Origin of the sequence: Paenibacillus nitricinens (genome assembly GCF_052056485.1) — a bacterium.
In the GTDB taxonomy this organism is placed as follows: Bacteria; Bacillota; Bacilli; order Paenibacillales; family Paenibacillaceae; genus Paenibacillus_AQ; species Paenibacillus_AQ nitricinens.
In genome coordinates this window covers 639,725-664,467 of sequence record NZ_CP183948.1, presented here as the reverse complement: position 1 = coordinate 664,467, position 24,743 = coordinate 639,725, and the positions used below count along the sequence as shown (strand labels likewise).

General features: G+C 44.6%; 25 protein-coding genes. 6 read left to right on the top strand and 19 right to left on the bottom strand.

Going from position 1 to position 24,743, the window contains the following annotated elements:
- The first annotated feature begins 218 nt into the window (after positions 1-218).
- The 3 genes from ACN6KS_RS03030 to ACN6KS_RS03020 all read left to right on the top strand — a co-directional run bounded on the left by ACN6KS_RS03030 (position 219) and on the right by ACN6KS_RS03020 (position 3,197).
- Complete coding sequence (locus tag ACN6KS_RS03030; protein ID WP_076116779.1) at positions 219-902, top strand: response regulator transcription factor; 684 nt, start codon at positions 219-221, stop codon at positions 900-902.
- Positions 899-2,482: a sensor histidine kinase gene (locus ACN6KS_RS03025; RefSeq protein WP_440961316.1), complete on the top strand. Its 1,584-nt coding sequence runs from the start codon at positions 899-901 to the stop codon at positions 2,480-2,482. Before ACN6KS_RS03030 ends, ACN6KS_RS03025 begins: the two co-directional genes overlap by 4 nt.
- A 148-nt stretch (positions 2,483-2,630) precedes the next feature.
- A complete protein-coding gene (locus ACN6KS_RS03020; RefSeq protein WP_042184618.1) occupies positions 2,631-3,197 on the top strand; it encodes an FAD-dependent oxidoreductase in 567 nt (188 codons plus the stop codon).
- A 374-nt stretch (positions 3,198-3,571) separates the two neighbouring features.
- Here the strand turns inward: ACN6KS_RS03020 and galU are convergent, their stop codons facing one another.
- The 10 genes from galU to ACN6KS_RS02970 all read right to left on the bottom strand — a co-directional run bounded on the left by galU (position 3,572) and on the right by ACN6KS_RS02970 (position 14,414).
- Complete coding sequence (gene galU / locus ACN6KS_RS03015; protein WP_094878270.1) at positions 3,572-4,483, bottom strand: UTP--glucose-1-phosphate uridylyltransferase GalU; 912 nt, start codon at positions 4,481-4,483, stop codon at positions 3,572-3,574.
- 20 nt (positions 4,484-4,503) lie between these two features.
- Entirely contained in the window at positions 4,504-5,484 is a 981-nt protein-coding gene (locus ACN6KS_RS03010; protein WP_440961315.1) for a glycosyltransferase family 2 protein, read from the bottom strand.
- A 78-nt stretch (positions 5,485-5,562) separates the two neighbouring features.
- A complete protein-coding gene (locus tag ACN6KS_RS03005) occupies positions 5,563-7,701 on the bottom strand; it encodes a glycosyltransferase family 39 protein (RefSeq protein WP_440961314.1) in 2,139 nt (712 codons plus the stop codon).
- A 193-nt stretch (positions 7,702-7,894) separates the two neighbouring features.
- A complete protein-coding gene (locus ACN6KS_RS03000) occupies positions 7,895-8,440 on the bottom strand; it encodes a DUF1697 domain-containing protein (RefSeq protein ID WP_440961313.1) in 546 nt (181 codons plus the stop codon).
- Positions 8,441-8,466: 26 nt separating this feature from the next.
- The gene (locus ACN6KS_RS02995; RefSeq protein WP_440961312.1) at positions 8,467-9,285 is read right to left on the bottom strand and encodes a phosphotransferase family protein; all 819 of its coding nucleotides are present in this window, start codon (positions 9,283-9,285) and stop codon (positions 8,467-8,469) included.
- A 14-nt stretch (positions 9,286-9,299) separates the two neighbouring features.
- Positions 9,300-9,596 (bottom strand): antibiotic biosynthesis monooxygenase family protein, encoded by a 297-nt coding sequence (locus ACN6KS_RS02990; protein WP_440961311.1) that lies wholly within the window; start codon positions 9,594-9,596, stop codon positions 9,300-9,302.
- Between the two features lie 19 nt (positions 9,597-9,615).
- Entirely contained in the window at positions 9,616-10,242 is a 627-nt protein-coding gene (locus tag ACN6KS_RS02985) for a hypothetical protein (RefSeq protein ID WP_440961310.1), read from the bottom strand.
- A 124-nt stretch (positions 10,243-10,366) separates the two neighbouring features.
- Complete coding sequence (locus ACN6KS_RS02980) at positions 10,367-11,473, bottom strand: GerAB/ArcD/ProY family transporter (protein WP_440961309.1); 1,107 nt, start codon at positions 11,471-11,473, stop codon at positions 10,367-10,369.
- Positions 11,474-11,712: 239 nt separating this feature from the next.
- Positions 11,713-12,867, bottom strand: a complete 1,155-nt coding sequence (locus ACN6KS_RS02975; RefSeq protein WP_440961308.1) for a Ger(x)C family spore germination protein — start codon at positions 12,865-12,867, stop codon at positions 11,713-11,715.
- Positions 12,864-14,414: a spore germination protein gene (locus ACN6KS_RS02970; RefSeq protein ID WP_440961307.1), complete on the bottom strand. Its 1,551-nt coding sequence runs from the start codon at positions 14,412-14,414 to the stop codon at positions 12,864-12,866. Before ACN6KS_RS02970 ends, ACN6KS_RS02975 begins: the two co-directional genes overlap by 4 nt.
- A 221-nt stretch (positions 14,415-14,635) precedes the next feature.
- On the opposite strand from ACN6KS_RS02970, the gene ACN6KS_RS02965 reads away from it, so the two are divergent.
- Positions 14,636-14,953 carry an MGMT family protein gene (locus ACN6KS_RS02965; RefSeq protein ID WP_440961306.1) on the top strand — a complete coding sequence of 106 codons (318 nt, stop codon included), beginning with the start codon at positions 14,636-14,638 and terminating at the stop codon, positions 14,951-14,953.
- Here ACN6KS_RS02965 and ACN6KS_RS02960 read toward each other — a convergent pair.
- The 8 genes from ACN6KS_RS02960 to ACN6KS_RS02925 form a co-directional block, all read right to left on the bottom strand.
- Positions 14,950-15,651, bottom strand: a complete 702-nt coding sequence (locus ACN6KS_RS02960; protein ID WP_440961305.1) for a DUF1361 domain-containing protein — start codon at positions 15,649-15,651, stop codon at positions 14,950-14,952. The two genes, ACN6KS_RS02965 and ACN6KS_RS02960, sit on opposite strands and share 4 nt — an antisense overlap.
- 186 nt (positions 15,652-15,837) lie before the next feature.
- Positions 15,838-17,616 carry a SulP family inorganic anion transporter gene (locus tag ACN6KS_RS02955; protein ID WP_440961304.1) on the bottom strand — a complete coding sequence of 593 codons (1,779 nt, stop codon included), beginning with the start codon at positions 17,614-17,616 and terminating at the stop codon, positions 15,838-15,840.
- 99 nt (positions 17,617-17,715) lie between these two features.
- Positions 17,716-18,042, bottom strand: coding sequence for an ArsR/SmtB family transcription factor (locus ACN6KS_RS02950; protein WP_042123860.1), 327 nt, complete (start codon positions 18,040-18,042; stop codon positions 17,716-17,718).
- A 73-nt stretch (positions 18,043-18,115) separates the two neighbouring features.
- Positions 18,116-18,493 carry a hypothetical protein gene (locus ACN6KS_RS02945; protein WP_094873568.1) on the bottom strand — a complete coding sequence of 126 codons (378 nt, stop codon included), beginning with the start codon at positions 18,491-18,493 and terminating at the stop codon, positions 18,116-18,118.
- Between the two features lie 61 nt (positions 18,494-18,554).
- Entirely contained in the window at positions 18,555-20,123 is a 1,569-nt protein-coding gene (locus tag ACN6KS_RS02940) for a phospholipase D-like domain-containing protein (RefSeq protein ID WP_440961303.1), read from the bottom strand.
- A gap of 172 nt (positions 20,124-20,295) precedes the next feature.
- Positions 20,296-20,589, bottom strand: coding sequence for a putative quinol monooxygenase (locus ACN6KS_RS02935; RefSeq protein ID WP_094873564.1), 294 nt, complete (start codon positions 20,587-20,589; stop codon positions 20,296-20,298).
- Between the two features lie 27 nt (positions 20,590-20,616).
- Positions 20,617-21,258, bottom strand: coding sequence for a nitroreductase family protein (locus ACN6KS_RS02930; RefSeq protein ID WP_440961302.1), 642 nt, complete (start codon positions 21,256-21,258; stop codon positions 20,617-20,619).
- Positions 21,259-21,300: 42 nt separating this feature from the next.
- Positions 21,301-21,729 (bottom strand): MarR family winged helix-turn-helix transcriptional regulator, encoded by a 429-nt coding sequence (locus ACN6KS_RS02925; protein WP_094873560.1) that lies wholly within the window; start codon positions 21,727-21,729, stop codon positions 21,301-21,303.
- Positions 21,730-21,892: 163 nt separating this feature from the next.
- Here ACN6KS_RS02925 and ACN6KS_RS02920 point away from each other — a divergent pair, with 163 nt between their 5' ends.
- A complete protein-coding gene (locus ACN6KS_RS02920; RefSeq protein ID WP_094873558.1) occupies positions 21,893-22,672 on the top strand; it encodes a carbon-nitrogen family hydrolase in 780 nt (259 codons plus the stop codon).
- A 71-nt stretch (positions 22,673-22,743) separates the two neighbouring features.
- Here ACN6KS_RS02920 and ACN6KS_RS02915 read toward each other — a convergent pair whose 3' ends face one another.
- A complete protein-coding gene (locus ACN6KS_RS02915; protein WP_440961301.1) occupies positions 22,744-23,673 on the bottom strand; it encodes a lipoate--protein ligase family protein in 930 nt (309 codons plus the stop codon).
- A gap of 178 nt (positions 23,674-23,851) precedes the next feature.
- Here ACN6KS_RS02915 and ACN6KS_RS02910 point away from each other — a divergent pair, with 178 nt between their 5' ends.
- On the top strand, positions 23,852-24,736 hold the full coding sequence (locus tag ACN6KS_RS02910) for a CHAD domain-containing protein (RefSeq protein WP_440961300.1): 885 nt from the start codon (positions 23,852-23,854) through the stop codon (positions 24,734-24,736).
- Positions 24,737-24,743 lie beyond the last annotated feature (7 nt).

Sequence of the window (24,743 nt, the reverse complement as noted above, 5' to 3'; positions counted from 1 at the left end):
CGTCAAAACCCTTTATCACATTTTCGAAAATCCGGATTTTTTAACCTTGTTTGTTATTAAACACATTAATATTACTTATAACTAAATTAACCCCTTTGAAACATCATGAAATAAGAAAAGATTCCTTTACACGTAAAGCAAAGGGACGGATCTTCAGCAAACTTTCAACCGGATATGTCATAATGTAGCTATCTATCACTGATTTGGAGGTACCTATGATGAAAGCAGCTCAAGGCGTTCGACTACTGCTAGTAGATGATGAGCCTCATATACTACAATTTCTGGAGCTGGGTCTCCTTAACGAAGGATTTGAAGTCAGAACCGCACCCGATGGGATCACAGCCATCTCGGTAGCTGCTGAGTTCAAGCCACATGTAGCCATCCTAGATGTCATGATGCCTGGCATGGATGGATTCGAGTTATGTCATTACCTTCGCTCAGAAGAGACGGAACTAGCCGTTATTATGCTAACTGCAAAGGATGAAGTGGACGATCGAGTCAAGGGTCTCACTATTGGCGCTGACGATTATATGGTCAAGCCCTTCAGCTTCGACGAATTGCTTGCCCGAATTCAAGCGCGGCTACGCAATCAGTTTCCAGGTCTGCTCGGCGAGGTGCGCTGCGGTCCATTCCGAATTGATAGCCGTAGAAAAGAAATTCGCTTCAAGGAAGAAGTCCTTGAACTCTCCCCCACGGAATACGAGTTATTACAGTATCTCGTTATTAATCACGGCCTTGTACTAAGTAAACCCATGATTCTTGATAAAGTGTGGGGCTATGACTTTGGTGGTGAGGAAAATATCGTTGAGGTCTATATCCGTTCACTTCGCGAGAAGCTAGGGGATAAGGAGCACCGTATTATCCGTACCCTGCGGGGAGCAGGCTACCGGGTAGATCTATGAGTAAGCGCATCTTTAAATGGTTTCGTAAGCTGCCTGCACCACGTTCTCTGCGTAAGCAGTTGCTAGCCATTTCGCTGCTCATTCTATCAGGATTGCTGCTGCTAATCGGAGTATTACAATATATACTCATGCGGGATTTCATATATAGCAATAGAGCAGAGTCTATGGAAGCGCAAATACGTTCTGTTCCCCGTGAAATGTTTTTCAACTTTTTCAATTCCTATGACGAGGACACCACAACTCCAAATGATGGAAACACCGAGTTTAATGGCAATTTGCCGGGGGAAAGAAACGGCGAGAATAAAATTCCAAATGGTCAAAGAACCGGTGAAAATAGGCGTCCACTCCTGCTGGATGCCCATACAACACTCGCTATTTATAGCGCGGATGGCACCTTCCGAGACTTACAGCAAATGACTTTATCTGATTCAGCCGCGCCTAGATTAACGAATGAACAATACAATAATCTGCTCACTCATATCACGGATAGAGCAACAGGAAACTATAAGCTCGTAGAGGCCGATGACGGCACTGAACATCTGGCTATATTCGTGAATCTCTATAGACCTGGAAATACTCGATTGCTACTCCAAATGAGTGTGAATACCGGACCTCTTACGGATGTAATCTTACAGCAATTGATGATCTACGCAGGCTTGTCAGTGATTGCTTTATTGGCTGGCTTCTTCCTATACTTGCCTGCCCTTCGAAAGACGCTGGTCCCTCTGTCAAATATGGGAGAGTCCGCCGAGATCATTGATGCCGGTAATCTGGATATCCGATTTCCAATGAACCAAGGCCAGACTGAGATCGACAAGCTGGCTCATTCATTCAATGGTATGCTCGAGCGTCTCGAAATATCCTTTCATAATGAACGGGAAGCCAAGGAACAAATGCGCCGCTTCGCTGCCGACGCTTCTCACGAGCTGCGAACGCCGCTGACCTCGATCCATGGCTTTCTAGAGGTCTTACTGCGAGGCGCTGCGGATAATAAAGAACAGTTATACAATTCATTGCGAAGCATGCATGGCGAATCGAAACGGATTAATAAGCTGGTGGAGGATTTACTGCTGCTCGCTCGGATGGACGGCGCCCCTCAACTGCGGATGACGAATCTGCTGCTCGGTGAGGTCATATCCGAAATGAAGCCGCATCTGCTCTTGTTAGCGGATCAGCGCAAGGTTACTTTTGATATCTCGTATGGCATCCAGGGTAAATATGAACCCAATAAAATCAAACAGGTGATTCTGAATCTGTTCCACAATGCGGTTCAGCATACGGATGCAGAATCTGGCACCATTCATCTCTCTTTATATGCTAGGGGAAATGAGGCCATTCTAACGGTGCAAGACAACGGCTGCGGGATTTCTCCAGAGCATATCCCACATATCTTCGATCGCTTCTACCGCAGCGATTCCTCTCGTACACGAAAATATGGTGGATCTGGACTCGGCCTTTCTATTACCAAGTCTATCGTAGAGGCACATCAGGGCAAGATTATTGTAAGCAGCACCCTCGGTGAGGGAACAACGTTCAGGGTTACCCTTCCTTGCGAGGAAGGATTAGCCAAGAGAGAGTAATAGTCGTTATAATAGATGATAGGCTTAAGCCCATGCTTACGAAGTAGTTTTACTATGTTGTCCATTCTAAGGAGCGTCGCTCCGCAAAACTTAAGCCTATGCTTTCGAAGCGAGTTTTGCTCCACAAAACTTTTAGGAGGTCAAAAAAATGTACGAAATCGCCGTAATTGGAGCCGGTCCTGCCGGTGCAAGCGCAGCCCTGTTCGCCGCCAAGGCGGGCAAAAAAACGCTGCTGATCGACAATGATAAAGGCATGACCCGTAGAGGATGGTTTGAAAACTTTTATGGAATTTCCGAAGTAGGCGGTCCTGATCTCGTAGAAACCGGACATAAGCAAGCCGTCAAATTTGGCGCTGAGCTGGTAGCAGAACAAGCGATTAACCTCACTTCCAGCGGCAATGGATTCGTCATTGAAACTGAAGACGGAATCATTTATGAAGCCAAACATGTTATTCTAGCAACAGGCGCCCTTACCGATCTAGCCGCCAAAGCAGGTGTGGAAACTAAGGATGGTACAGAACCAAGAATCAAAACAGTAGTCGCTGTTAATCCAGAAGGCAAAACAAATATTGAAGGCATTTGGGCTGCAGGTACCGTTGCCGGAGTAAGTGTACATGCCATTATTACGGCAGGCGATGGCGCGAAGGTAGCCATTAATGTGATTAGCGAGCTAAATGGCGCGCGTTATGTTGATCATGATGTGCTAAAGGCTTAATCAATGACTGAAAATATAGATCCGGAGACGATTCTTAGGAATCTGTCCTCCGGATTTTTTATATCGCAAAAAATAACTGTACTTGGTGCAGTTATTTCATACCTTAGCCCCTCTATGACTCTTTTAAGTGCAGTTTATGCAACAAAAAACAGATGGAAAGAGTATTTCCATTGGATTATGAAGAAATAAGTGTATCAAGTGCAACTAGGTCGATATATAGCAGTCTGATGCGCTTTTTAATTGCATAAAGTGCGCTTATTTGTTCATCCCCAACTGCCCTGTAAACGCCCCACGCGCAAAAAAACTGCCCCAAACATCTTCCCGCCGCCGCCGAAGACGATGTTAGGATCGTTTGGAACAGTCTCCTTCAATCACTAGCGTGTACCCCAAGGTAACGCCCCCACTTCTTCACTTTCCTTCAGACTAGCAGCCAGCTTTTGCAAATACGGAACCAGTAATGGACGCAACTCCTCCCGCATCAATCCGACCTCCAGCGTAGCCTGAATGTAGCCGAATTTATCACCAATATCATAACGTCTGCCGATCAAATCCAGCGCTAGCAGACCTTCAGTACGGCATACCTCATGCAATGCATCAGTCAGTTGATATTCACCACCTGCTCCCCGTTCAAGGTTAGCCAGCACTGAAAATATCGAAGACTCCAAAATGTAACGTCCCATAATCGCATGCTCTGAAGGTGCCGTATCCGGTGAGGGCTTCTCCACCAAACCTTTAACTTCATGGACGCCTTGTAGTGAACCGCTAGATGAAATAATTCCGTATTTATGAACCTCCTGCCGTGGTACCTGCTGAACACCGACGATGGTCTTCTCTTCTTGTTCATACAATTGCATCATTTGCAGTAGCGCCGGGTCCTCCGAGACCATGATATCGTCACCGAGCAGAACAGCGAACGGCTCATCGCCAACGAACTGTTCCGCACAAAGGATGGCGTGACCTAGTCCTAGCGGCTCTTTTTGCCGAATGTAATGAATGCTGGCCAGTTCGCTAATCGCTTGGACTTCACGAAGCAGCTCCTCTTTTCCTTTTTCCAAAAGCATCTGTTCCAATTCCACTGATTTATCGAAATGATCTTCAATCGATTTCTTGTTACGCCCCGTCACGATAATGATACTTTCAATGCCGGATCGAACAGCTTCTTCTACGATATATTGAATCGCCGGCTTATCCACAATGGGCAGCATTTCCTTGGGCTGAGCCTTAGTTGCAGGCAGGAAACGAGTGCCTAAACCCGCGGCGGGAATAACCGCTTTTCTAATCTTCACAACGAATCCCTCCCTTGTATTTATCGATTGTGTAGAGCTTGCTGCTCACGAGCATCCTGCTGCTTCTTGCCTTCATAGAACTCCTGAACAATATAGAGCGGACGTCCCTTGGTCTCATCATAAATCCGACCGACATACTCACCCAGAATCCCTAACATAATGAGCACAAAACCATTAAAGGTCAGTGTGATTCCGATCATCGATGCCCAGCCTTTAACGACTGAATCCGTAAAAATCACCAGATATAGCACATACATCAGATATAGAAAACCAGAGGCCGACAGCAACGCGCCAAGGTATCCTGCCAGCTTCAGCGGTTTATAAGAGAAGGAAGTAATTCCATCCAGAGAGAGCTTAATCATCCGTTTCAGCGGATATTTTGTTTCTCCCGCCAGACGTTCATCGCGTTCATATTCAATGGCTTTTTGCCGAAAACCGACCCAGCTGACCAGACCGCGTACGAATCGATTTTTCTCCGGCAGGCGTTTGAGCTCCTCACAGACTTTACGATCGATGAGGCGAAAATCCCCCGTATCGACAGGTATTGAAATATCGGTTGAACAACGTAGCACTCTATAAAAGAGGCTGGCCGTCCACTTTTTGAATAAGGATTCTCCGTTGCGCTTTATCCTTTTGGCATATACAACTTCATACCCCTGCTTCCATTCCGCAATCATGTCCAGAATCAGTTCCGGCGGATCTTGTAAATCGGCATCAATAATGACAACTGCATCCCCTAGGGCATAATCCATTCCGGCAGTAATAGCGATCTGATGTCCAAAGTTACGAGATAAGTCGATCAGCTTCACACTCTCATCCCAGTAGCTATATTCCTCAATCATCTGGGCGCAATTATCTGTGCTGCCGTCATTCACAAAGATCAGCTCATACACTTCATTAGTTAAGCCCATTACTTTTTTGATACGTCGATACGTCTCTTGAATGACCGCCTCTTCGTTAAACATCGGTATAATAATGGAATAGCGCACGTGGGTACTCATGAGCAGCTCCTCCTTAAATTTGAATAATGAAGCGTGCCTGATCTATCTCATAACACGCTTCATATGATTTACATTCGCCTAGTTTACAGTGACCTTGTATAATGTCCCGCTGTTTCCTCCATCGCTTCCTGCCCAATCGGCTGCTGGAACTTCTGTACCATTCTCTGTGATCCAAGTCGTCAACTCGGAGCTTCCCCCGCGTCCACCACCCATACCACCGCTATTGATCAGGAAGTACTTCACCTTTCCGCTCTCTACGAACGCCTTTAGGGTATCTGGGGTATACACGGTGTCTGAGTTAGAAAATCCGTTCAAAATAACAACCGAGGCACCCTTATCAACGATATATGGAGCTGCTGTGCCATAATCCAATGTAGCAAAAAGATAAGGCTCCCCAGTATTGTTCTCCTCCAGATAGGACAACAGACTCTCATTCGCACTTGCGGCGCTATTACGTCCAAAATTGCTTGGACTGCCGCCCATTCCCCCTCTACCCTCACTACTGCTCGGGCCTGCCTCAGGGGTTTGACTGTTTAAACCATAAGTTATGGGAGTAGCTGCCCAGTAAAGCGGCCCAACTAACAATACTAATACGGCTGCAATACCTGTCGCTGTCGTATAAATAAAGAATTTTTTAAAGCCTTTAAGAACTACCAGGACCAGCGAAACCACTATGCCTGCAGCTAAAATCCCAATGGACCAGCCACTGCCAATCGTATCGTTATAAGGATGAACAATGTACCACTGGAACCCTGCTGTAACCAGCGTTGCGGCAGGCAATAGCCAAGACAGCCAACCAGAGTGCTCCCGATATAGCGTCCACAGCTTCGACCATCCTGCACCGACTAATGCTGCAACTGGTGGAGCCATCATCACCAGATAATATTGATGGAAGAATCCTGCGATACTGAAGAATCCCATAACGGGCACCAGCCACGCTAACCAGAAGAGAGCCTCTTTATGAGCTTGGTTAAAGTTCTTTCTCCGCAGATTGGCGAATAATCCAATGATGCCTAGCAATACGAAAGGCAGCATCCAGCTAGCTTGACCTGACAGCTCCGATTGGAACAGGCGCAGTGGACCTGCTGTTCCTGTATTGAACATTCCGCCTCCGCTTCCACCGCCATTCATGCCGCCGCGATTTCCTCGCCCGCCGTCCTCGCCACCAAATTGCCGGCCTTGACTGTCTGTTCCACTAGGAGGCTGACCTGGTGCACCTCCATCATCGTCACCAGTCTGGCTATTCGAGGTCGAATTTGTGCCTTGCCGGTCCGAAAATGCTGCACGTCCGCCATCAGCGCCACTATTACTGCCTGACCCGTTCATGTTGGGCATCTCGCCATTCATAGCTGGCATTTCACCATTCATGTTCGGCATCTCGCCGCCATTCATTCCTGGCATTCCACCGCCACCACCACCTGCCCCACGATCCCCCGTTAATCGGGCCACGCCATTATACCCAAAAGCAAGATTCAGCACTGAATTGGTACCACTGCTGCCGATATAAGGCCGTTTGCTGGCGGGAATCGAATCCACGATCACTGCCCAGGATAAGGAAACTACAAGCAAAATTGCTGTGGAGGCGGCCAATACTCCCGTCTTCCGCTTCCAGTTCACTTTGGCAGCTAAGACATAAAAGAAATAAAAAGCCGGTAGAACCATGTACGCCTGTAGCATCTTCTCGTTAAAACCAACACCGATTAACGCAAATGCGGTAAGAAGGCTACCCATCTTGTTGCTCTTCGTCCCTTTAAATAGAAACCATGCCGCGAGCAGAAGGGTGAATACAAGCAGTGCATCAATATTGTTCGTCCGGCTGACTGCCGCTGCTACCGGAGTAGTCGCCATGACTAGAGCTGCTATACGTGCTGCCGCTCTTCCAAAGGTAGGCTTCACCAGCAGGTATACAAGTAACACGGAGCCCACGCCACCAAGTGCCTGTGGCAAAATCACACTCCAACCGTGCAGCCCGAAGATAAGCGCGCTAAGTGTCTGAATCCAAAAGGTAACTGGTGGTTTATCTACCGTTACTGAACCCGCGGAGTCCAGTGAAGCGAAGAAGAAATTATGAAAGCTCTGCAGCATACTTCCCACCGCGGTGGTGTAGTATGTATTCACATAGTGGTCATTCCAAACTCCATACCCGTATAAAAAAGCGGCAAGTAATAAAATGAGCCACAATATAAGATCCGAGCTTATTTTTTTGACCCTGCTCATCTCCATCCACTCCTATCCTTTGATCATCTGTATTCCGGCAGTTCTGTGCCCCCGGTTCAATCTTTCTGTAGGTGTATTATTTCACCCTTACCTTAACTCTCAATGAGTCCAAGCTGAATGTTTGCTGAATATACAAGGCCCCCAGAACGCAAAAAAGACCCACAATGTGGAGCCTTTCTGTTTTTAAAATTGACTATTTCATCCTGCCCATAGCAACGAGCTTATTCACTGTATTCCAGTTACGTGCTGTAACAGACATACCCAATATTTTGTCAAAAGAAACCTTAAAAAGCGGCGATTGGCTCACGCTGATCTCATATAACACGTACATCTCTCTGCCGGCAAAACGCAGCTTATCCGGTCCTTCCTCATAAATACGCAGCTTATCTAGTGCTTCAGCTGAAGGCACTGCTGGCAGAAAAGAAACATACCCTCTTTTGAACGCCTCTGGGTCGGTTAGCTGAAAGGGATTATTAGTGATTACTTCCTCCATCTCAGCCAGTGTACGAATCATAACAGAGACCTCAAAACCAAAAACCTCATGAATCTGGCGTTCAATGACTCCACTAAGGAGACTCTCCGATTCCTCATCACTTTCAAACACTACATTGCCGCTCTGAATATACGTTCGTACATTGTGAAAACCAAGGGACTGCAACATTGTCTTCAGATCCTGCATCTTAATGATTTTGTGGCCGCCGACGTTAATGCCATGCAGCAGCGCAATATAGATAGTCATGAAGCACACTCCGTTTCTTGTCAGGATCAGCTCACCTCTGCGGCTAAGGTTTGTAGACGTTTACGTACTTCTTTTACCAGCAGCTCCTTCTCAGGAGGTGATAGCCCCTCCACCAGACGCGCGGCAGCGATCGGCAGAATCCAGCGGTCTACTTCCTCATAGGTGTGTCCTGATAATCTGATATACTCTTGAATATACCCCTTAGTTAATCTTTTTCTGATAAAACCTAACATCAATTTTGAGAAAGCAGAAGCACCAGGAGGCATGGCTCCCAAACTGAACATCACTACAGATCGAGCAGCATCGGCCGCTGGTTCTCCCGTCACACCTGTCATCCAGTCGATCACCCAGAGATGCTCGTCCATAAGCACATTGTCGGGATGAAAATCCCCATGACATAAACGAGTTCCTTCCGGCAACTTTTCTAAATACTTTAGAACGACGGACTTTTCCTCTTCGCTCAACATAGGAGCGCCCATAATGTTTCTTTTTAGCATATCCTTCTGCTGGCCAATTTCTTCTGTAGGTTCAAGCTTATGCAAATCACAGTGAAGTCCCGCCATCATTCTGGCATAATGGGTAACTTTCCAAGGCTTCTCACCCATCACCTTTAGCAGGGTGGGACCTTGAATTTGTTGAAAAACGATTCCTTGTCGACTCTGTTCAGAAATTAGTTCAAAGGGCTGCGGTGTCCGAACACCCTGCGCATGTACAAATTGGCTGATTTTGTATTCCTGGCTAACGTCCTGCTCTGATATGTACTCCCGGTACAATTTAAGAATCCTCTGATCATCATGCTCCCAAATCTCCGCTGTTCTGCCTTCCCCAACAAGCTTCGCTTTCATTCGTCATCCTCCATTTAGTCCAGATTAATACGGGTGAAATGCTCAACTACCGGAAATGGGGCGTAATAATGGTGAAGCAGCGCCTTCCATTCCTGATACTGGCTGGATTCTCTGAATCCTATGGTGTGATCTTCAAGCCTTCTCCACTTCACAAGCAGAAGATATTTATGATCATCCTCCAAGCAATGCTGCAATTCATGCCCTATGTAGCCTTCGATCGAAGAAATTAAGCTTGAGGCCTCCTTGAAGCTTTTTTCAAATTCAGTAGTAAAACCAGACTTCACTTGCAGCATCGCAGCTTCCAAAATCATAATCAGCATCCTCCAAAGGTTATGTATTTAAAGCATCACGGAAAAATTCATGATAAAAATTAATAATAACAAGCAGAATGGCTAGTGACTCGTTGACCTGCTCTACCTCAAGGCTATGATTAGCATCATCAATTCTATACACTTTTAAATGATGAAGCCCACTAATTTCACCAGATAGCTGTTCGCTAAATAAAGGGTCGCCTCCGCCATAAATTACAGTCCCACGACTCTGCTGTATCAAAGGGATCGCCTCAGGTAATGGTGTTATATATAGATGAGACGTCTTTTTCTGTATTTCCAGCTCTTCTGCAATTCTTCCTGCTATGACCGAACCCACGCTTTTGCTAATGAATAGAATCTTTTTGTAATCAGGAAGAGATGCAATAGCCGCCTTACATTCCTGAATGAGAATAATCATTTCATCACGCTTAAAACCTACTCTAGCACTCTGGTAGCCATATTCAAGCAGCAGGACATCGCAATTATGTTCCCGAGCAGCTTTGGCCGCATAATCTAGCAGAGGGCGTTCAGCCGAGTAATTTTTACCTGGAAAAATAACAGCCAGTGTCTTAGATCCTTGAGTAATATATTTATGTCTAACCTCTCTACCCCAATAAGAGGACATAATGATGTTGCTGACGTTCATACCTGTTTCCCTCTTTTCTAAAACAACCATTCTATATATCTATCATTATAGCTAACTTATGTTTAGTTTTAAAATCAAAGAATTCCTAATCTTTACTAGAGATCAGGAATGTTCGAAAGTAGGTCTATTGCTGTGATGCCACCTGCTTATGTTTACTTTTACTAACCTTAATTTCAGCACAAATCCACAATATCAACGGAATAATCACCTGAAAAGGAAGCGCATATATTGGATAAATAGTATAGGCAAAATGCTGCATCTCCATAATATCCTTGAAGATAAACCGAGAGAAATAAACCATAATCAATCCCAGCTGAAGCACAACGGATCGGTAGCTCTTCAGTTTGAATAACTTAGCTACTCCAACACTAGCCACATATAAACATAAGCTGGCCTTTATGAATATGGTGATTACAAATCCAAGTGCGGATGATGCCTCCATTCGGGTCAAAAAATCCCCGATATTAATCCGACTAACTGCTACATAAGAGGGAAAGTATAAGCTTTGAACAATATCAGGATTGAGAATCAGCAAATTCCGCAGTGAAACGAGTAAAATCACTCCACCAGAAATCAGTAATCCGCTTAGCAGAATCTTTTTGGCTGAGTCTTTTGCCGGTAAATGACTAAATACTCCCATAAAAAGAACAATTTCAGCAAAAGGAAACGTAAATGATCCAAATGTATCTGCAAATATCGGTGACCATCCACTGTCAAGAAAAGGCTTCAAATAGTGATACTTAAACTTGGGAATCGCTAAGATTTCAATAAACAGCACCTCAGCTAAAAGCAGCAGTAGAAATAGTTTAGCACATCGTCCAATCACCTCAATTCCTGTCTTAACCACCCAGATACATAACAGTCCAATACATAACATGGGTGCAATCATAGGGGTCTCAGTCAAAGCCACTGTTTTACTAAATTCCCCAAAATTTCTTAGAACGAGGGCCCCCATATGCAGCGCGTACCATATATACATACAAGAAACTACTCTTCCAAAGATAGATCCAAATACGGTGATCAAGATATCAAATAGATCCTTCGCCGGAAAAAGCACATGAAATCTCGCGTATATAAACAGCAGGGGAACCGTTAACGATATGGCAAAAAGTAGAGCAATCCAGCTACTGTTGCCCGATTTCCCCGGAAGTCCCATAAATAGTGAAGTCCCAATAATAAATAGAACAACAATACTTATAGAATGCCCTGCGGGTATGATCTCTTTTTTCATGCTTAAATCTCCTCTTAGACTTGTAACTAAAATAACTTGCTGATCCAGCTTACAATTAAAGGCGAAGGACTAGGAAGCTGCCATTTCATGGCCAATGCAAAAGCAATACAGAAAGAAAACAGACATAGTGTACAACACACATAAAAATCCCGTTTCATCCCTTGCTTTAATAGTCCGTAAGGATCCATCAATACAACAAAAAAGTAGATTAACACAACGATAACAGCCAATTTAATCACCTATTCTTGATGGATCTGGATAGATCTTGAGTTTTGAGCACTGCTCTCAATAATTACTGTTGAATTTACAACCACTTCTAGATCAGAGAATTCCCGCTCCCAATCTTTATCTAGCTCGGTCCAGGTCTTAGGCATATTCTCAAAGATAATCTCTCCGAATCCAAAAATATCGGAATGATAATCCTGCTGTACCTTTTTAACTACAGAGAGAATATTCTTCTGTAATTCCTTAGCGGCACGCTTTTCTATAACATTCTTACTATTCAGACTAGTGAATCCTTCAGTAGTCATTACCTCATCAAGCCCGGTATGCGTGAACGTATTTATCTGTAATCGAAGCTTACCGTTTACCCAAACAGGCTTTACTTTTGTTTTATTAGAGAAAATTTCAAGTGTAAAGTCGGGGGTTCCCTCTTCGTTATTCACGGTTAACACCCCTCCCTTAATATTATCTTTAACAAACAACATATACTTGGTCTCTTCGCCACTCAGCTTGCCAATCATTTTGTCCATTTTGAAAATAGCTGTTCCACTAACACGCGGATTCTTCTGACCATTCTTTTCGTGAATATAAATAAGAGGAGCTATAGCACAATCCCCCGGCGTTTCAAGCTTTTCAATGAAGTCCCAAATTTCCACAACCGGAGCCGTACTCACATTTTGTTCAATTGCCATCTGCTGAGCAAGACCATAAGACATAATAGTTTCTGTTGAGCTGTTCAAATTAATTACTTCCTGAGCCGTCTTCTCTTTAGAAACAAACACATATACATCCGACCGAGTTTCTGTATCTCTGTTGTACCAATCAATCACCTTTACAACCCCTTCCTTCGCTACCTCCTCACTGATAATGATCGCCTTGGAATGGCTCCAGAATAATTTTTTTCCCGTGATTGAAATCATGCCTCGCACAATTTCAAACAACGTTTTACCTGAAAGACTAACCATTTTATATCCCGCTTGACTAGACTTCATCCCCTCTTTCGTATCCACGATTTCGACCGTTGCTAATAGCTTCCCGTCAGAATCTTTATCGATGCCAATGCCTGCTACAACCGCCCTGTCTTCAATTTCAGTGTAATCCCAACAGCCCAAGATACTGACCAGAAGTAATAGCGATATACAAGCTAGCAACCCCTTTTTGATTTTTTTCATGACCGATTCCTTACTTTATTTGTCGCTTTTCTCTTTCGGTTACGGGCACCAATCATCGCTGGACGCAGATACATATGCCACCACGGCGCCCTTATAGCTGTATCCTTAATATCCTGCGGGCGAATAGAACCTACTCCAAGCATGTATTGAACTCCAAAGGAACGTAAACTCATCAAATGAATCACTAAACCGATCACGCCTAAAAAATACCCATATAACCCCAGGAAAAAGGTGGCGAACAGCAGCAGCGACCTTACTACGATTAAAGGACCCGTCAGCCTAGGGTTAAGCAAAGCCATAATTCCGGTTAAACCCACAACAATAATCATAGGTGCGCTAACTATCCTCGCTTCCACAGCCGCCTGACCCAACACAAGCGCACCTACGATACTAATCGCCTGTCCAATGTAGGTTGGTATTCGTTCTCCTGCCTCTCGTAGAATTTCAAATATCGTTAGCATGAACAAGACCTCCACTACAGTTGGAAAGGGAACGGCTACTCTCGATGTTGAAATACTAAGCAACAACATGGTAGGCAACATTTCCTGGCTATAAGTAACCAAAGCCACGTACAAAGCAGGAATACTAATAGACAAGAAGGCTCCAAGTACTCTTATCATTCGGTTAAACGAACCAAAGTAATAGTTAATATAATAATCAGCACTAGCCTGAAAATTCTCCACAAACAAATAGGGCACTGTCATTGCATAAGGACTGCCTTCCATTAATAAGGCAACTCTACCCTCCATAATTTTGCTTACTACAGAATCAGGACGTTCTGTGCTTCCGGTCATTTCAAAGGGTGAAAAGGGGTCATCTCGAATAAGCTCCGAAAGAATAGACGTATCCAATACAACATCTATGTCTACCTGCTGAATTCGGTTCTTCAGCTCTTTAATAACATCCGGTGAGGCCAAGCCTTCCATATAACAAATACAGGTTTGTGTTTTGGAGCGAGTCCCGACTTGACCATAAATCAACTTTAAGTCCGGACTCTGCACTCTTCGGCGAATGAGCGTCAAGTTCACAAGCAGCGACTCTGTAAAACCTTCTCGTGGACCCTTGACACTTTTTTCCGTCACAGGCTCCGCGATGGCCTTCGTTTCCCACCCCTGCGCACTAATGTTAAGCGCACCAGCAAAGCCATCCAGCAGAAATAATGTTTTTCCAGCTACGACCGCGCTAACCATCTCATCCAGACTCGTAGAGCAAACCACATCGCTAATGTTAATTACCAGCGTCCGAATTTTCTCCATCATTTCGGCTGTATTCCCGCTATCCATTGCCGTAAAATCAAAATCCATTAGAGGCTTTATCACCCCGTACTGGATCATTTCCCTGTCTACCATTCCGTCTACATAGACTAATCCGCAGCGGATGCCGTCACTATGGATATTATTTATCACCCTTATCCTAAGTGTTCCATCATCCTTGAATATTTGCCGAAACAGATTCATCATTTCATCTAGTGACGTACTCGGAGTCTGCTCAGAGGTCGTATTTTGTTGAGAATCTTTGCGGTTACCATCTCCTGCCTTTTTCTCCACAGTAGTCACTCCTGTCACAATAGTTTCCTAGAAATTATCCCCCATCTCACTAAATACTATCCGCCAAAATTATACTGAAAAGGGATCAACTTCTTTGCAAGGGGGAGTAAACTCCATCCGTTAAAATAAAAAAAAGCCGCTTTAGCAGCGGCATGTTGAATGTTTATGATTGTAGGGGTTATCTGGTATAATTTGATAAAAATAAGAGATAGGAGCTCCCTATGACACCATTTACAGAACAAGTGATTCGTATCATACAATCTATACCTGAAGGAAAAGTGATGACTTACGGAGGCGTGGCTCGTGCGGCAGGAAGCCCAAGAGGCGCAAGGCAGGTGGTTCGTATCCTCCACTCCATGAGTAGAAAATATAAACTTCCCTGGTATCGGGTTATCAACGCCAAAGGCATGATCGCCTTGACTGAAGATGAATCCAACTCCCTCCAAAAGCTTTATTTGCAGGAGGAAGGGATTATTTTTAATGAAAAAGGTGGGGTAGATCTGAAGCAATACCAATTTGATCCGGAATTTATGGATTAACCACGTATGCGCTTGGCGTTCCTTCCTTTTTCACTGGTTCCAAGACCATTTAGCAAACAGTACATCGTAGCGTAGATAACCAGCAATACGAACGCAATGAACAAGCTAAAAAATACCGACTGTCGATTCAAGCTATCCATAACCAGTTGGTACAACTGATGCCGGTCCGTCAGTACGTCCCAGCTATTCAGCCTGTAGACTCTGCCAAGCAGGACACCATACCCCCCAAGTACACATGCTGCGAGTATGAATATCCAAGAGAACAGCAGGCTGCTTTTGCGGTAAACAACCGTCTGGAACTGGTATAAAGAGAAGAATCCAGTCAACCAGCCGCTCCAAGTGAACAATAAGAGAGTAGCCAGATCATACCAATACCGGTTCTGAATGGTGCCATCCACGATATATCTGCTTTTTCTTATCGTTAGATGCACCAGATCCGTCATGAGATAAGGCGCGTTCGGAAAGAACAGCAGCCAAGCGATACCTAGCGGAACAAGCAGCAAGCCACCTATCTTCCTTTTATCCAGTTCATAAGCAGCCATAGAGAACAGGAACGGAATCCAAGCCAGGAATAAATTCCAGAGTAAAAATGCATAAAACGAATCCGTCTGTAGTGACACTACACGATATACGGCCAATGTCGCCACAGACAGACCTGCCAAGAGCATAAACACCTTCGGATAATTCAATTCCTTCATGAGCTTATATTCTCCTTATCGAGATAGTTTACATTTAACTTATACCCAATTGTACAAATTTGGCATTCTCAAGTCCAATCTGCGGGAAATATAAGGCTAATATATAGTGTGAAACTTATACTTTCTTATATTTAAATAGAAAAAACCGGACGCAGAAACGTCCGGGCTGACTCTTATCTATTTAACTCAAAGACCACTATTTAGTTCAGGTGCAATTACAGGATTCTTACGCCCTTTCAGACCGTGCATACTTCCCGCCTCTTCCAGGCTGGAGAACGCTGTACACTCCCTAAAAGCGGCATGGCTACATCCAATACACTTGCTGTAATCGATGCTGTTAAGTGCGTCATTAATTGCTTCCCCGGTGCGCGGATAAAACTGAGCCTCTCCTATGGTACTATACAGTCCAGTTCTCTTGAGTAGCTCAAGCGGCTGTGGCTGAATACCTGAGATCATAAGCTTCCCTCCAACGGCTTGTAAATGCCGCACCAGCTCTGCTAAATTGGATTCTCCGGTAGTATCCATGAAGGGTACTTTTCCCATCCGCATTAATATAATTCTAGGCTGATCTGAACCATAGCTTGGCATAGTGTCATCGAATCGATAAGCAGCGCCAAAAAAGAGCGGACCTTCTACCGTGTAAATTCCAATTTGCGGACAATCATGACTCTCCGTAACCATATGTGCCTCTACCTTAACGGACTTCGGATCAGGCAGTACTTTGGCTACCAAATGAACCTCTCCCATTCGTTTCACAAACAGAATAACCGCAAGAATTAACCCCACCTCTACAGCCAGCGTTAAATCTGCAAATATCGTTAACAAGAAGGTGATGAATAACACCAAGGAATCGCCGGTCTTGATCTTAAGCAGATGAAGGAACTCTTTGCGCTCACTCATATTCCAAGCTACTACCATTAAGATAGGTGCCATCGCAGCTAAAGGAATACTGGAAGCATAGGGTGCGAGCAACAGGAGAATTAGAAACACCACAACACCGTGAACGATCCCCGAGATCGGAGAAACAGCGCCACTCTTGATGTTCGTCGCTGTTCTAGCAATTGCTCCTGTCGCTGGTATGCCTCCGAACAAGGGAGCAGCAATATTGGCGATTCCCTGACCGATCAACTCTCGGTTACTATTATGGCGGCTACCTGTCATTCCATCCGCTACAACAGCGGATAACAATGACTCAATAGAACCTAGCATTGCAATGATAAATGCCGGACGAATGAGCAGGGTAATTCGTTCCCAAGTAATGTCCGGAAATCGAAAGCTTGGTAAGGTATTAGGGATATCTCCGTAAGCAGAGCCAATCGTAGTCACTTTACCGCTAAAGAATAACGCAGCAATCACAGTCGCGCACAGAAGACCTACCAATGATCCAGGCACCTTCGGCGCGAATCGAATCGCTAGGATAACGACGGCAAGACAAATCACGGCGGTCAGGATACTGTATCCATTCATCGTCGATAGATGAATCCCTATTTCTTTCATGTTATTTACAAAGCTCTCATGCCGTTCTATATTCCTTAATCCAAGGAAATTTGCAATCTGCCCGGTGAAGATAATGACCGCTATCCCTGCTGTGAAACCAATCGTTACTGGCCTCGGAATAAACTTAATCAATACACCCAGCTTTAATAATCCCATGAGAACTAGAATAACCCCTGCCATCATCCCAGCAATAAGCAAGTTCTCATAGCCATACTCCATCGCAATGGCAAACAAGATAGGAATAAAAGCACCTGTCGGTCCACCAATCTGAAATTTTGATCCTCCGAACAATGAAATACATATTCCGGCAACGATTGTCGTGTAAATGCCATACTCGGGTTTCACTCCGGATGCAATAGCAAATGCCATCCCCAAAGGAATGGCAATCACACCAACGATTGTTCCCGAAATCAAATCCTTACGAAATGCATTCATGTTGTAGCCTTTATATCGGCCCCACCCTGTCATGATCAAACCTTCTTTTTTTTAAATATCTGATTATTTGAATATAATAAAAACATTACTCTAGGACGCAACTGTTGTCAACGCCAAAATAATGTTATTCCTTTATTCTCCGCGCATACCTTCGAGCAATGAAATGGTATTCACCAGATGGTTATCAAATATTTGTTTAGCTACGACCAGAAGATCTTTAATCAGAGGATCACGTAACGAATAGATCACAGTGGTACCTTCTTTTACACTGGCTACTACATTCTTAGCGCGTAAAACAGCTAACTGCTGGGATACTGCAGAACCTTCCGATCCTAGAATGGCTTGTAGCTCATTCACATTCTTCTCACCTTCGCTGAGCAGTTCCAGTATACGAATTCGCATCGGATGAGCCAGCGCCTTGAAGAATTCGGTCTTAAATTGCTGAATTTCGGTGTTCATAGACTTCTACTCCTCATAGCTTACTTCTGAATCTAATGTTATCTTTGTATGTTATCTTAGTCCCTGATAAGCGTCAAATACTCAAGGGGTAGATGCTCACATTACGAACCTGCACTTCTACAAACACACCAAGCGCCATAGGCTCACCGAGACACTCGAACATTAGTAAACTTTCACCTGTTCGCAAAAATCCTGTCCCGTCTTCTTCAATATTCTCCAGCACACCGGTAAAAACAACCTTATCTCCCTCTAACCTAATATTGAACTCACTAGCAGGTACAGGCAGAATATCCACCCATCTCATCAGCAGCTCCGAAAGCTCGAATTCCACATCTGTTTCCGTATCTGGCTCCACAGGAGCACCGCACCAGATCCCCTTACCCTCGCCAAACTCCGTGCGAAAGAATACCTCGTCCTTTTTCAAGCCAATCTTTGTAATTTTAATTTTCATAGCTATTATTCCACCTTGATCATTTATAACGATCATTATACATGACAATGAACGGATATTATCAAGTGTAATTCTGGGTAACCTTGTTCAGATAAGTACTAGGATGCAGCCAAGGATGCTTAAAGAACTCATTTTTCTTCGTGATTCTCCGTGAGACACCCAGATCATAATCGATCATAAACTTTATCCGCTCTGCGAAGGCCTCCCCTTTCACCAGCATTCCCAGCTCAAAATCGTGGCAGGCGCTTCTCTCATTGATGTTGTAGGAGCCATGAAATACCGCCCGTGATCTATGGTCATAGGCTATTTTCCAATGTGAAAACCGGCCTGTGAAGCTGTAATCATAAAAGGAAACCCCATTGATAAACGGCTTATACATATTGCCTCGTACCGCCGCAGAATTGGTAGGATGATCATTAACCTTCAGCGGATTGCAGATGCTCAGATGACAGGAACAGTCTGGCCCCAGCTCCCCCAGCCGATCCCAGAACTCTTGATCAATCAAATAAGGATTTACAATCACAGTCTCCTCCGTAGCATAGGTAATTAAATTCAAGTAATATTGCTGAATGAAGTTAACTGGATTGCCCGGAAAGCTTGCAAACAGCGTACATTCTTCCTCTCCAAAATGATAATCTACATTCGGCTGGTAGAAGGCATCCTCCACGTCAAAATGATCACCTCCCAGAAGCAACCAACGGGAATGAAACTTAGCATTTAAAGACTGCGCCGCCGCGCCACGAATCCGGAAGCAGCCATCATGCCACTCCTCTTTTTTACTAGGAATCCCCTGCAGTTGTCCTTCTATACTGACCGCAGATGATGCCTGAACAGGCGTCATGTATGTGTACTGATCCCCAATGTTCAGACTGCCAATAATAGAGGTTACCCCATCAATGACCATAAACTTCCGATGATCAATGACATTCAGTCCAGTGATCTCTACGTCCTCTTGTACTTTATCCTGTAAGAACAGGATGCTTTCCGGTACACCTTGCTGCTCCAGCACCTTCCGCTTCACACGCCATTCTACGGCTGTATAATACGAATTGAAGGTATCCAGCAGTTTAGCTCCTGCATTTTCAAGCCTTTCAGAAATCTTGGAGAATTGGCCAAACGCCAGATTATTCTCATACCCTAATGCTGTCAGCGTGTAATTGACCACGATCCGTACCTTCACCCCCCGTTTAAGAGCGTGAAATAATTCATCTGCAACCAGATTGCCTGAACGGTCATTAAAGAAGAGCATCACGGACAGGTGAATATAATGCTGCGCCTTCTTTATTTCTTCTATGATCATCCCAAGGCACGCAGGTCCATTCACGTAAGGATCTACTTGGTTATTCCATGTGGTTTGCGGGGCTAGAACTGTTAGTTTGTCTGAATCTAGTCTGCCTAATGCTTCAGTAAGATGCCCCAGCAATCTTGGGCTAAAGCCAGGAACCTGGAATAGCTGTTGACCCTCGGTAATAACTCCGCCAATGGACTGACGATATGCTTTGGCCGCCTCTAAGTCGATCTCCTTTAGCGTACATTCCGCCTCTTCTCCAGCTTCGCCCAAAATCCGGACAAGTGAACCGCCTGATAAATAATAGTTCAAGATGTCGATCATATTTTTCTGTATTTCCATATGTAAGATCCCCTATCTTTATTGTGAGTACACATGTATCAAGGTAAGGTTAGATACCCTTGAACTCCTCTTTATAAACGGGGAATATAAAAAACAGGAATGCCCGTAGCCATTATGGCTATGGAACATCCCTGTTTAAGATCAACCAGGATTCACTAAGAATCGAGATAACTTATTTCACTTGCTCTGCGCTAAACACTTTTACGTCTAGTGGTGCAGCCAAGAATTCACCAGCTTTAGCTGAGAACGCGGTAAAATGAGGGCTCGTGTTGTGGCTGGATACGGCCTCAGCGTCACGCCAAGTCTCCACCATAATAAATGAGTTTGCTTCTCCAGCATTCTCATACAGCTCGTAAGAGAGATTTCCTTCTTCAGTATGAGTAGCCGTGAGAAGTGTTTTAGACTCCGCCAAAAACTGCTCGCGACGTTCCGGATTTACTTTAAGCACAGCATGAATAATGATCATTGTATTTTCCTCCTAAGGTGTAATTTATTATTTCCACTCAGCAATCTTATCAATAGGCAAACGGACAGATGGATAACCTGCATCAACAGCCTTACCGATGGAAAGCAGCATTACAGGAACATAGCGGTCTTTCTCCATGCCAAACGCTTCTGCGATTTGATCTTTTTCATAACCGCCAATTGGGTTTGTATCGTAACCATATGCACGGGCAACCAGCATCAACTGCATCGCAACAAGAGCACCATCGATGAGCACAGTGTCTTTGTTAACTTCATGTGGCAGGGTGGCAAAGTGAGCAGATAATCTAGTCAATTGGTTTTCTTTTACTTCAGCAGGCATTAGTCCACGTTCAACAGCTGTGCCATAAATCTCCTCTGCATAGTCGAAATTGTTCAAATCACCGAAGATGGCAATCATAGCGGCAGAGGTTTCAACTTGTACACCATTAAAGCGAGCAAGAGGCGCTAGTGTAGCTTTAGCTTCATCACTTTCGATGACAAGAAAACGCCAAGGCTGCATGTTCACTGAGGAAGGTGCAAGCGTAGCTTCGGTAAGAATCTGTGTCATCTCTTCTTTGCTGATCTTAACGGATGGATCATATTTGCGGATAGAGCGGCGACCCGTAATAATTTCTTTAAAATCATTGGTTTGTGTTTGTGTAGCGTTCATATGTGTATTTCTCCTTTGAATGTGTAATTTGGGTAGTTACAGTTACAACAGATTGATATTAGATTGCAGGCGATTAAGCATATCTATGAGCACTTTTCGCTCCTGATCGTTAAATCCAGTTAGCAGAGTAGCGACAAATCGCCTCTTCTCTTCGCTATATTGAATCATTCTTTCCCGCCCTTGATCCGTCAGTGAGACCAATGTAACCCTGTTATCTGCGGGGTTGTTGCGGCGAGTGATCGTACCACTCTCTTCCATTCCTTTCAAGTGCCGGGTAACGGCGGCCGCATCTATATCCATGCCCTTTTGCAGCGTAATTTGGCTGACTTCATCTACTTGGAATAATTCATGCAGGAGGCGAAGCCGTGTGGGACTAATCCCAGCACATCGTTCGAATTTCGGACAGATTCCCTTGTTTAATGCCTGCAGCAGTTCAAATATGCGGTCTTCCTCAGGATAGTGCTCCGTCAAAATATACCTCCTTTTTTAATTTGATTGCATACAATTGTTTTGTATAAAATTATACTAACTGATAATCATTGACCCGTCAACTAATATATCAAATCATTTTTTACAAATCAACATTGCTTATCCTCTTATGGTGCTATAGTCTTGAACAAAAAGGAGGCATCCTATGAGAATCTCCCTGATTCAGCTGGATATAGCATTTGGCAATCCCGATGTGAATTATGCTGCTGCAGCAAATAAAATTAGTGAAGCTGCCGCCACAGCCCCCGACTGTCTTATTCTCCCTGAGCTTTGGACCACTGGCTATGATCTGGCCCGACTAGAAGATATTGGCGATCCAGAAGGAGAAATCACCAAGGAATTCATCTCCGGCTTATCCAGACAATACAACGTCAATATCGTCGCTGGTTCAGTCGCTAGCAGGAACGCCTCCGGTGTAACTAATCGTATGTTTGTATTTAACCGATCTGGAGAACTCGTTGGCGAATACAGTAAGCTGCATTTATTTCAGCTAATGGATGAACATCTATATTTGCAGCCGGGAGAAGACAAGGGTCTCTTCACATTGGAGGGCACATTATGTGCCGGATTAATCTGTTATGATATCCGATTTCCAGAATGGGTTCGCGCTCATACCGCACAAGGTGCAGAAATCTTGTTTGTTAGTGCAGAATGGCCATTATCCAGGCTATCACATTGGCGTGCACTACTGATCAGCCGAGCAATCGAGAACCAATGTTATGTAGTAGCCTGCAACCGTGCAGGAAGCGACCCTTACAACACCTTTGCTGGGCATTCTATGATAATTGATCCTTGGGGAGATATTTTATGTGAAGCTGCTGAAGGGGAAAAAATCCTAACGGGGGATATCGATTTACATATGGTGCGTGAAATTCGAGCACAAATCCCTATTTTTGCAGACAGACGTCCCGACTTATATGATTAAAAAGGACGTAACAGATGCTGGCCTCTCGCCAGATTTCTGTTACGTCCTTCTTAACCATGCTCAATATCCATTTATCTTTGGGCATAACGTTCATGCAGGACTCGCGCAGCATCCAGAACACGCCGATCTTCATAGTCCAAGAAATATCCGGTCTCCTGCTGTAGCCTGTCAGAGGATTTAAGCACCACTCCACGGTGGGCTAATGCTTGTCTAATGCCTTCGGCAAATACTTCAGTAGCATTCGGTCCACCTAGTTCACCAAGCCCAGCGATCGTCTCTGGACGAACCCGTGGATAAGATAATGCTGAGTCTCCTCCTGAGGCTTGCTCATAGAATTTATGAATGAGCTCACCACGTTCCTGTCCCGAACCCGAAACCACTACAAATGCATGCACAAAATAGGCATTATTTTGTCTGCGCTGAGCAATGCCGCAAAATTTTCGCCCACCGATCGCCAAATCGAAGTCCCCCGGGCAGTAAGAACCAACAATTTCACCAGCCTTAATTTGAGCAGCAGCCTGTGGATGACTCATAGCAACTGCCTCAGTGATCAGAGAAGCCAGAAGCCTAAAGTCATCATGAAAGTCCAGCTTTCCGCGTCCTTTGGGGAGAACTAGCGAAACATTAACAATTCCATCATCCAGAGGCACCGCAGCACCACCGGAATGTCTTACCGCTGTACGAATTCCTTGCTGCTCTAACTTAGCCATCGCTTGAGCCGCGTACGGAAGCCTGCTGTCCCGTAGGCCGAGCACCACACCCCCGGAATGACTCCATAGGTGCAGACTAGGAGGAACAAGTCCCGATCCGACATCCCTGCAAAGGGTCTCTTCAAAGGCGAACGGGATCAGCATCTCCCCGATGCCCCCTGCTTCCTCATCTATACTGTCACTCTTTAAGATTAGATGCTGGAAAAGTCCCATTTCTGCAGGAAGTCCGATGAATTCTTTACTTCTATCAACAGATCCATTGATCATTCCATCGTACTCCCGAGTATCCACCAATTCCCCTCTTTCCCGTATTATCTGTGATATTGTAATCGATCTGCCTCGCTAGTGCGAAATCAGAATTGAAATGAGGTTATGATAACGCTATCCTTATAGTATACGAACAGGCCCCAGCTCGAATAGGGGGTAGCCTTAGGTTCATGCTATACACAACGTTAAGGAGTGATGCCGCATGACAGTGGAAGTGATGAAGGAACGACAGTTAACTAAGACAAGACAATGGGAACAGGCACTTAACCTGCTGTATATTGATTTCTGGGATTACTGCCATGATGCACTTAGCAAATTCGATGACGAGGATATTCATCAAGCAAGAGTGAACTGCCGCAAGCTGTTAACACTGCTATCCATTCTCGACCCTGGCCATACTCTAGGGCTATACCCCTTATTTGAAAAAGCCCAAAAGAGATTAGGCAAGGTCAGAGATGAAGACGTTCTGATCGAATCGTTCAAGACTAAACGCAAACACGCCAAGGAAAACGGCGATACAAAGACCGCAGAATTGTTGAAGGCAGTGATCGACCACCAAAAGGACAAGCGCAAAACTTATCGTAAGAAGCTGGCCGATGAGCTGCCTAAGCTAATCAATGAAGATCTGGATGAGAAGTGGAAAGTCTTCCTAAGTGAACAGCTTGAGGCCCTGGTAGCGAAAAAAGATGCCAATGTTGTCATGCGCGAACTTGAGGTAGCTTACGAGCAGAAGAAAAAAGCTTGCAAGGTTATATTTCGTGGACAAGATGCCGAATCTGAAGCAGCCTTCGACGCACTGCATGAGCTGAGGATGGCTGCTAAGGAACTGCGATATACGGCTAGTGCAGCCTCTTTTGCGTTAAATCAAAAATTTCATGCCCATGAGGAAATATATAAGCAGATCCAAGATCAGCTCGGGCTAATTAACGATAAACGCCTTTGGTTAGAAACACTAAACACTATTGGACGTGAAGAACTGGATATCGGCAAAAAAACATGGAATACCTTTACTAAACAATTAAAAACCGAAGTACTTGATGCGCTGCATCAAAATGATGTAATACCTGTCACACATCACATGAAGTAGCACTGAA

What these genes read in the sequence shown, in the direction of transcription:
- ACN6KS_RS02940 (WP_440961303.1), bottom strand. Translation starts at nt 20,123, where the DNA reads ATGGAAATACAGAAAAATATGATCGACATCTTGAACTATTATTTATCA.
- ACN6KS_RS02980 (WP_440961309.1), bottom strand. Translation starts at nt 11,473, where the DNA reads ATGAAAAAAGAGATCATACCCGCAGGGCATTCTATAAGTATTGTTGTT.
- ACN6KS_RS03025 (WP_440961316.1), top strand. Translation starts at nt 899, where the DNA reads ATGAGTAAGCGCATCTTTAAATGGTTTCGTAAGCTGCCTGCACCACGT.
- ACN6KS_RS02955 (WP_440961304.1), bottom strand. Translation starts at nt 17,616, where the DNA reads ATGACAGGGTGGGGCCGATATAAAGGCTACAACATGAATGCATTTCGT.
- ACN6KS_RS03010 (WP_440961315.1), bottom strand. Translation starts at nt 5,484, where the DNA reads ATGAGTACCCACGTGCGCTATTCCATTATTATACCGATGTTTAACGAA.
- ACN6KS_RS02965 (WP_440961306.1), top strand. Translation starts at nt 14,636, where the DNA reads ATGACACCATTTACAGAACAAGTGATTCGTATCATACAATCTATACCT.
- ACN6KS_RS02995 (WP_440961312.1), bottom strand. Translation starts at nt 9,285, where the DNA reads ATGAAAGCGAAGCTTGTTGGGGAAGGCAGAACAGCGGAGATTTGGGAG.
- ACN6KS_RS03020 (WP_042184618.1), top strand. Translation starts at nt 2,631, where the DNA reads ATGTACGAAATCGCCGTAATTGGAGCCGGTCCTGCCGGTGCAAGCGCA.
- ACN6KS_RS02975 (WP_440961308.1), bottom strand. Translation starts at nt 12,867, where the DNA reads ATGAAAAAAATCAAAAAGGGGTTGCTAGCTTGTATATCGCTATTACTT.
- ACN6KS_RS03030 (WP_076116779.1), top strand. Translation starts at nt 219, where the DNA reads ATGAAAGCAGCTCAAGGCGTTCGACTACTGCTAGTAGATGATGAGCCT.
- ACN6KS_RS03005 (WP_440961314.1), bottom strand. Translation starts at nt 7,701, where the DNA reads ATGAGCAGGGTCAAAAAAATAAGCTCGGATCTTATATTGTGGCTCATT.
- ACN6KS_RS02920 (WP_094873558.1), top strand. Translation starts at nt 21,893, where the DNA reads ATGAGAATCTCCCTGATTCAGCTGGATATAGCATTTGGCAATCCCGAT.
- ACN6KS_RS03000 (WP_440961313.1), bottom strand. Translation starts at nt 8,440, where the DNA reads ATGACTATCTATATTGCGCTGCTGCATGGCATTAACGTCGGCGGCCAC.
- ACN6KS_RS02990 (WP_440961311.1), bottom strand. Translation starts at nt 9,596, where the DNA reads ATGATTTTGGAAGCTGCGATGCTGCAAGTGAAGTCTGGTTTTACTACT.
- ACN6KS_RS02930 (WP_440961302.1), bottom strand. Translation starts at nt 21,258, where the DNA reads ATGAACGCTACACAAACACAAACCAATGATTTTAAAGAAATTATTACG.
- ACN6KS_RS02960 (WP_440961305.1), bottom strand. Translation starts at nt 15,651, where the DNA reads ATGAAGGAATTGAATTATCCGAAGGTGTTTATGCTCTTGGCAGGTCTG.
- ACN6KS_RS02910 (WP_440961300.1), top strand. Translation starts at nt 23,852, where the DNA reads ATGACAGTGGAAGTGATGAAGGAACGACAGTTAACTAAGACAAGACAA.
- ACN6KS_RS02935 (WP_094873564.1), bottom strand. Translation starts at nt 20,589, where the DNA reads ATGATCATTATTCATGCTGTGCTTAAAGTAAATCCGGAACGTCGCGAG.
- ACN6KS_RS02950 (WP_042123860.1), bottom strand. Translation starts at nt 18,042, where the DNA reads ATGAACACCGAAATTCAGCAATTTAAGACCGAATTCTTCAAGGCGCTG.
- ACN6KS_RS02945 (WP_094873568.1), bottom strand. Translation starts at nt 18,493, where the DNA reads ATGAAAATTAAAATTACAAAGATTGGCTTGAAAAAGGACGAGGTATTC.
- ACN6KS_RS02985 (WP_440961310.1), bottom strand. Translation starts at nt 10,242, where the DNA reads ATGAACGTCAGCAACATCATTATGTCCTCTTATTGGGGTAGAGAGGTT.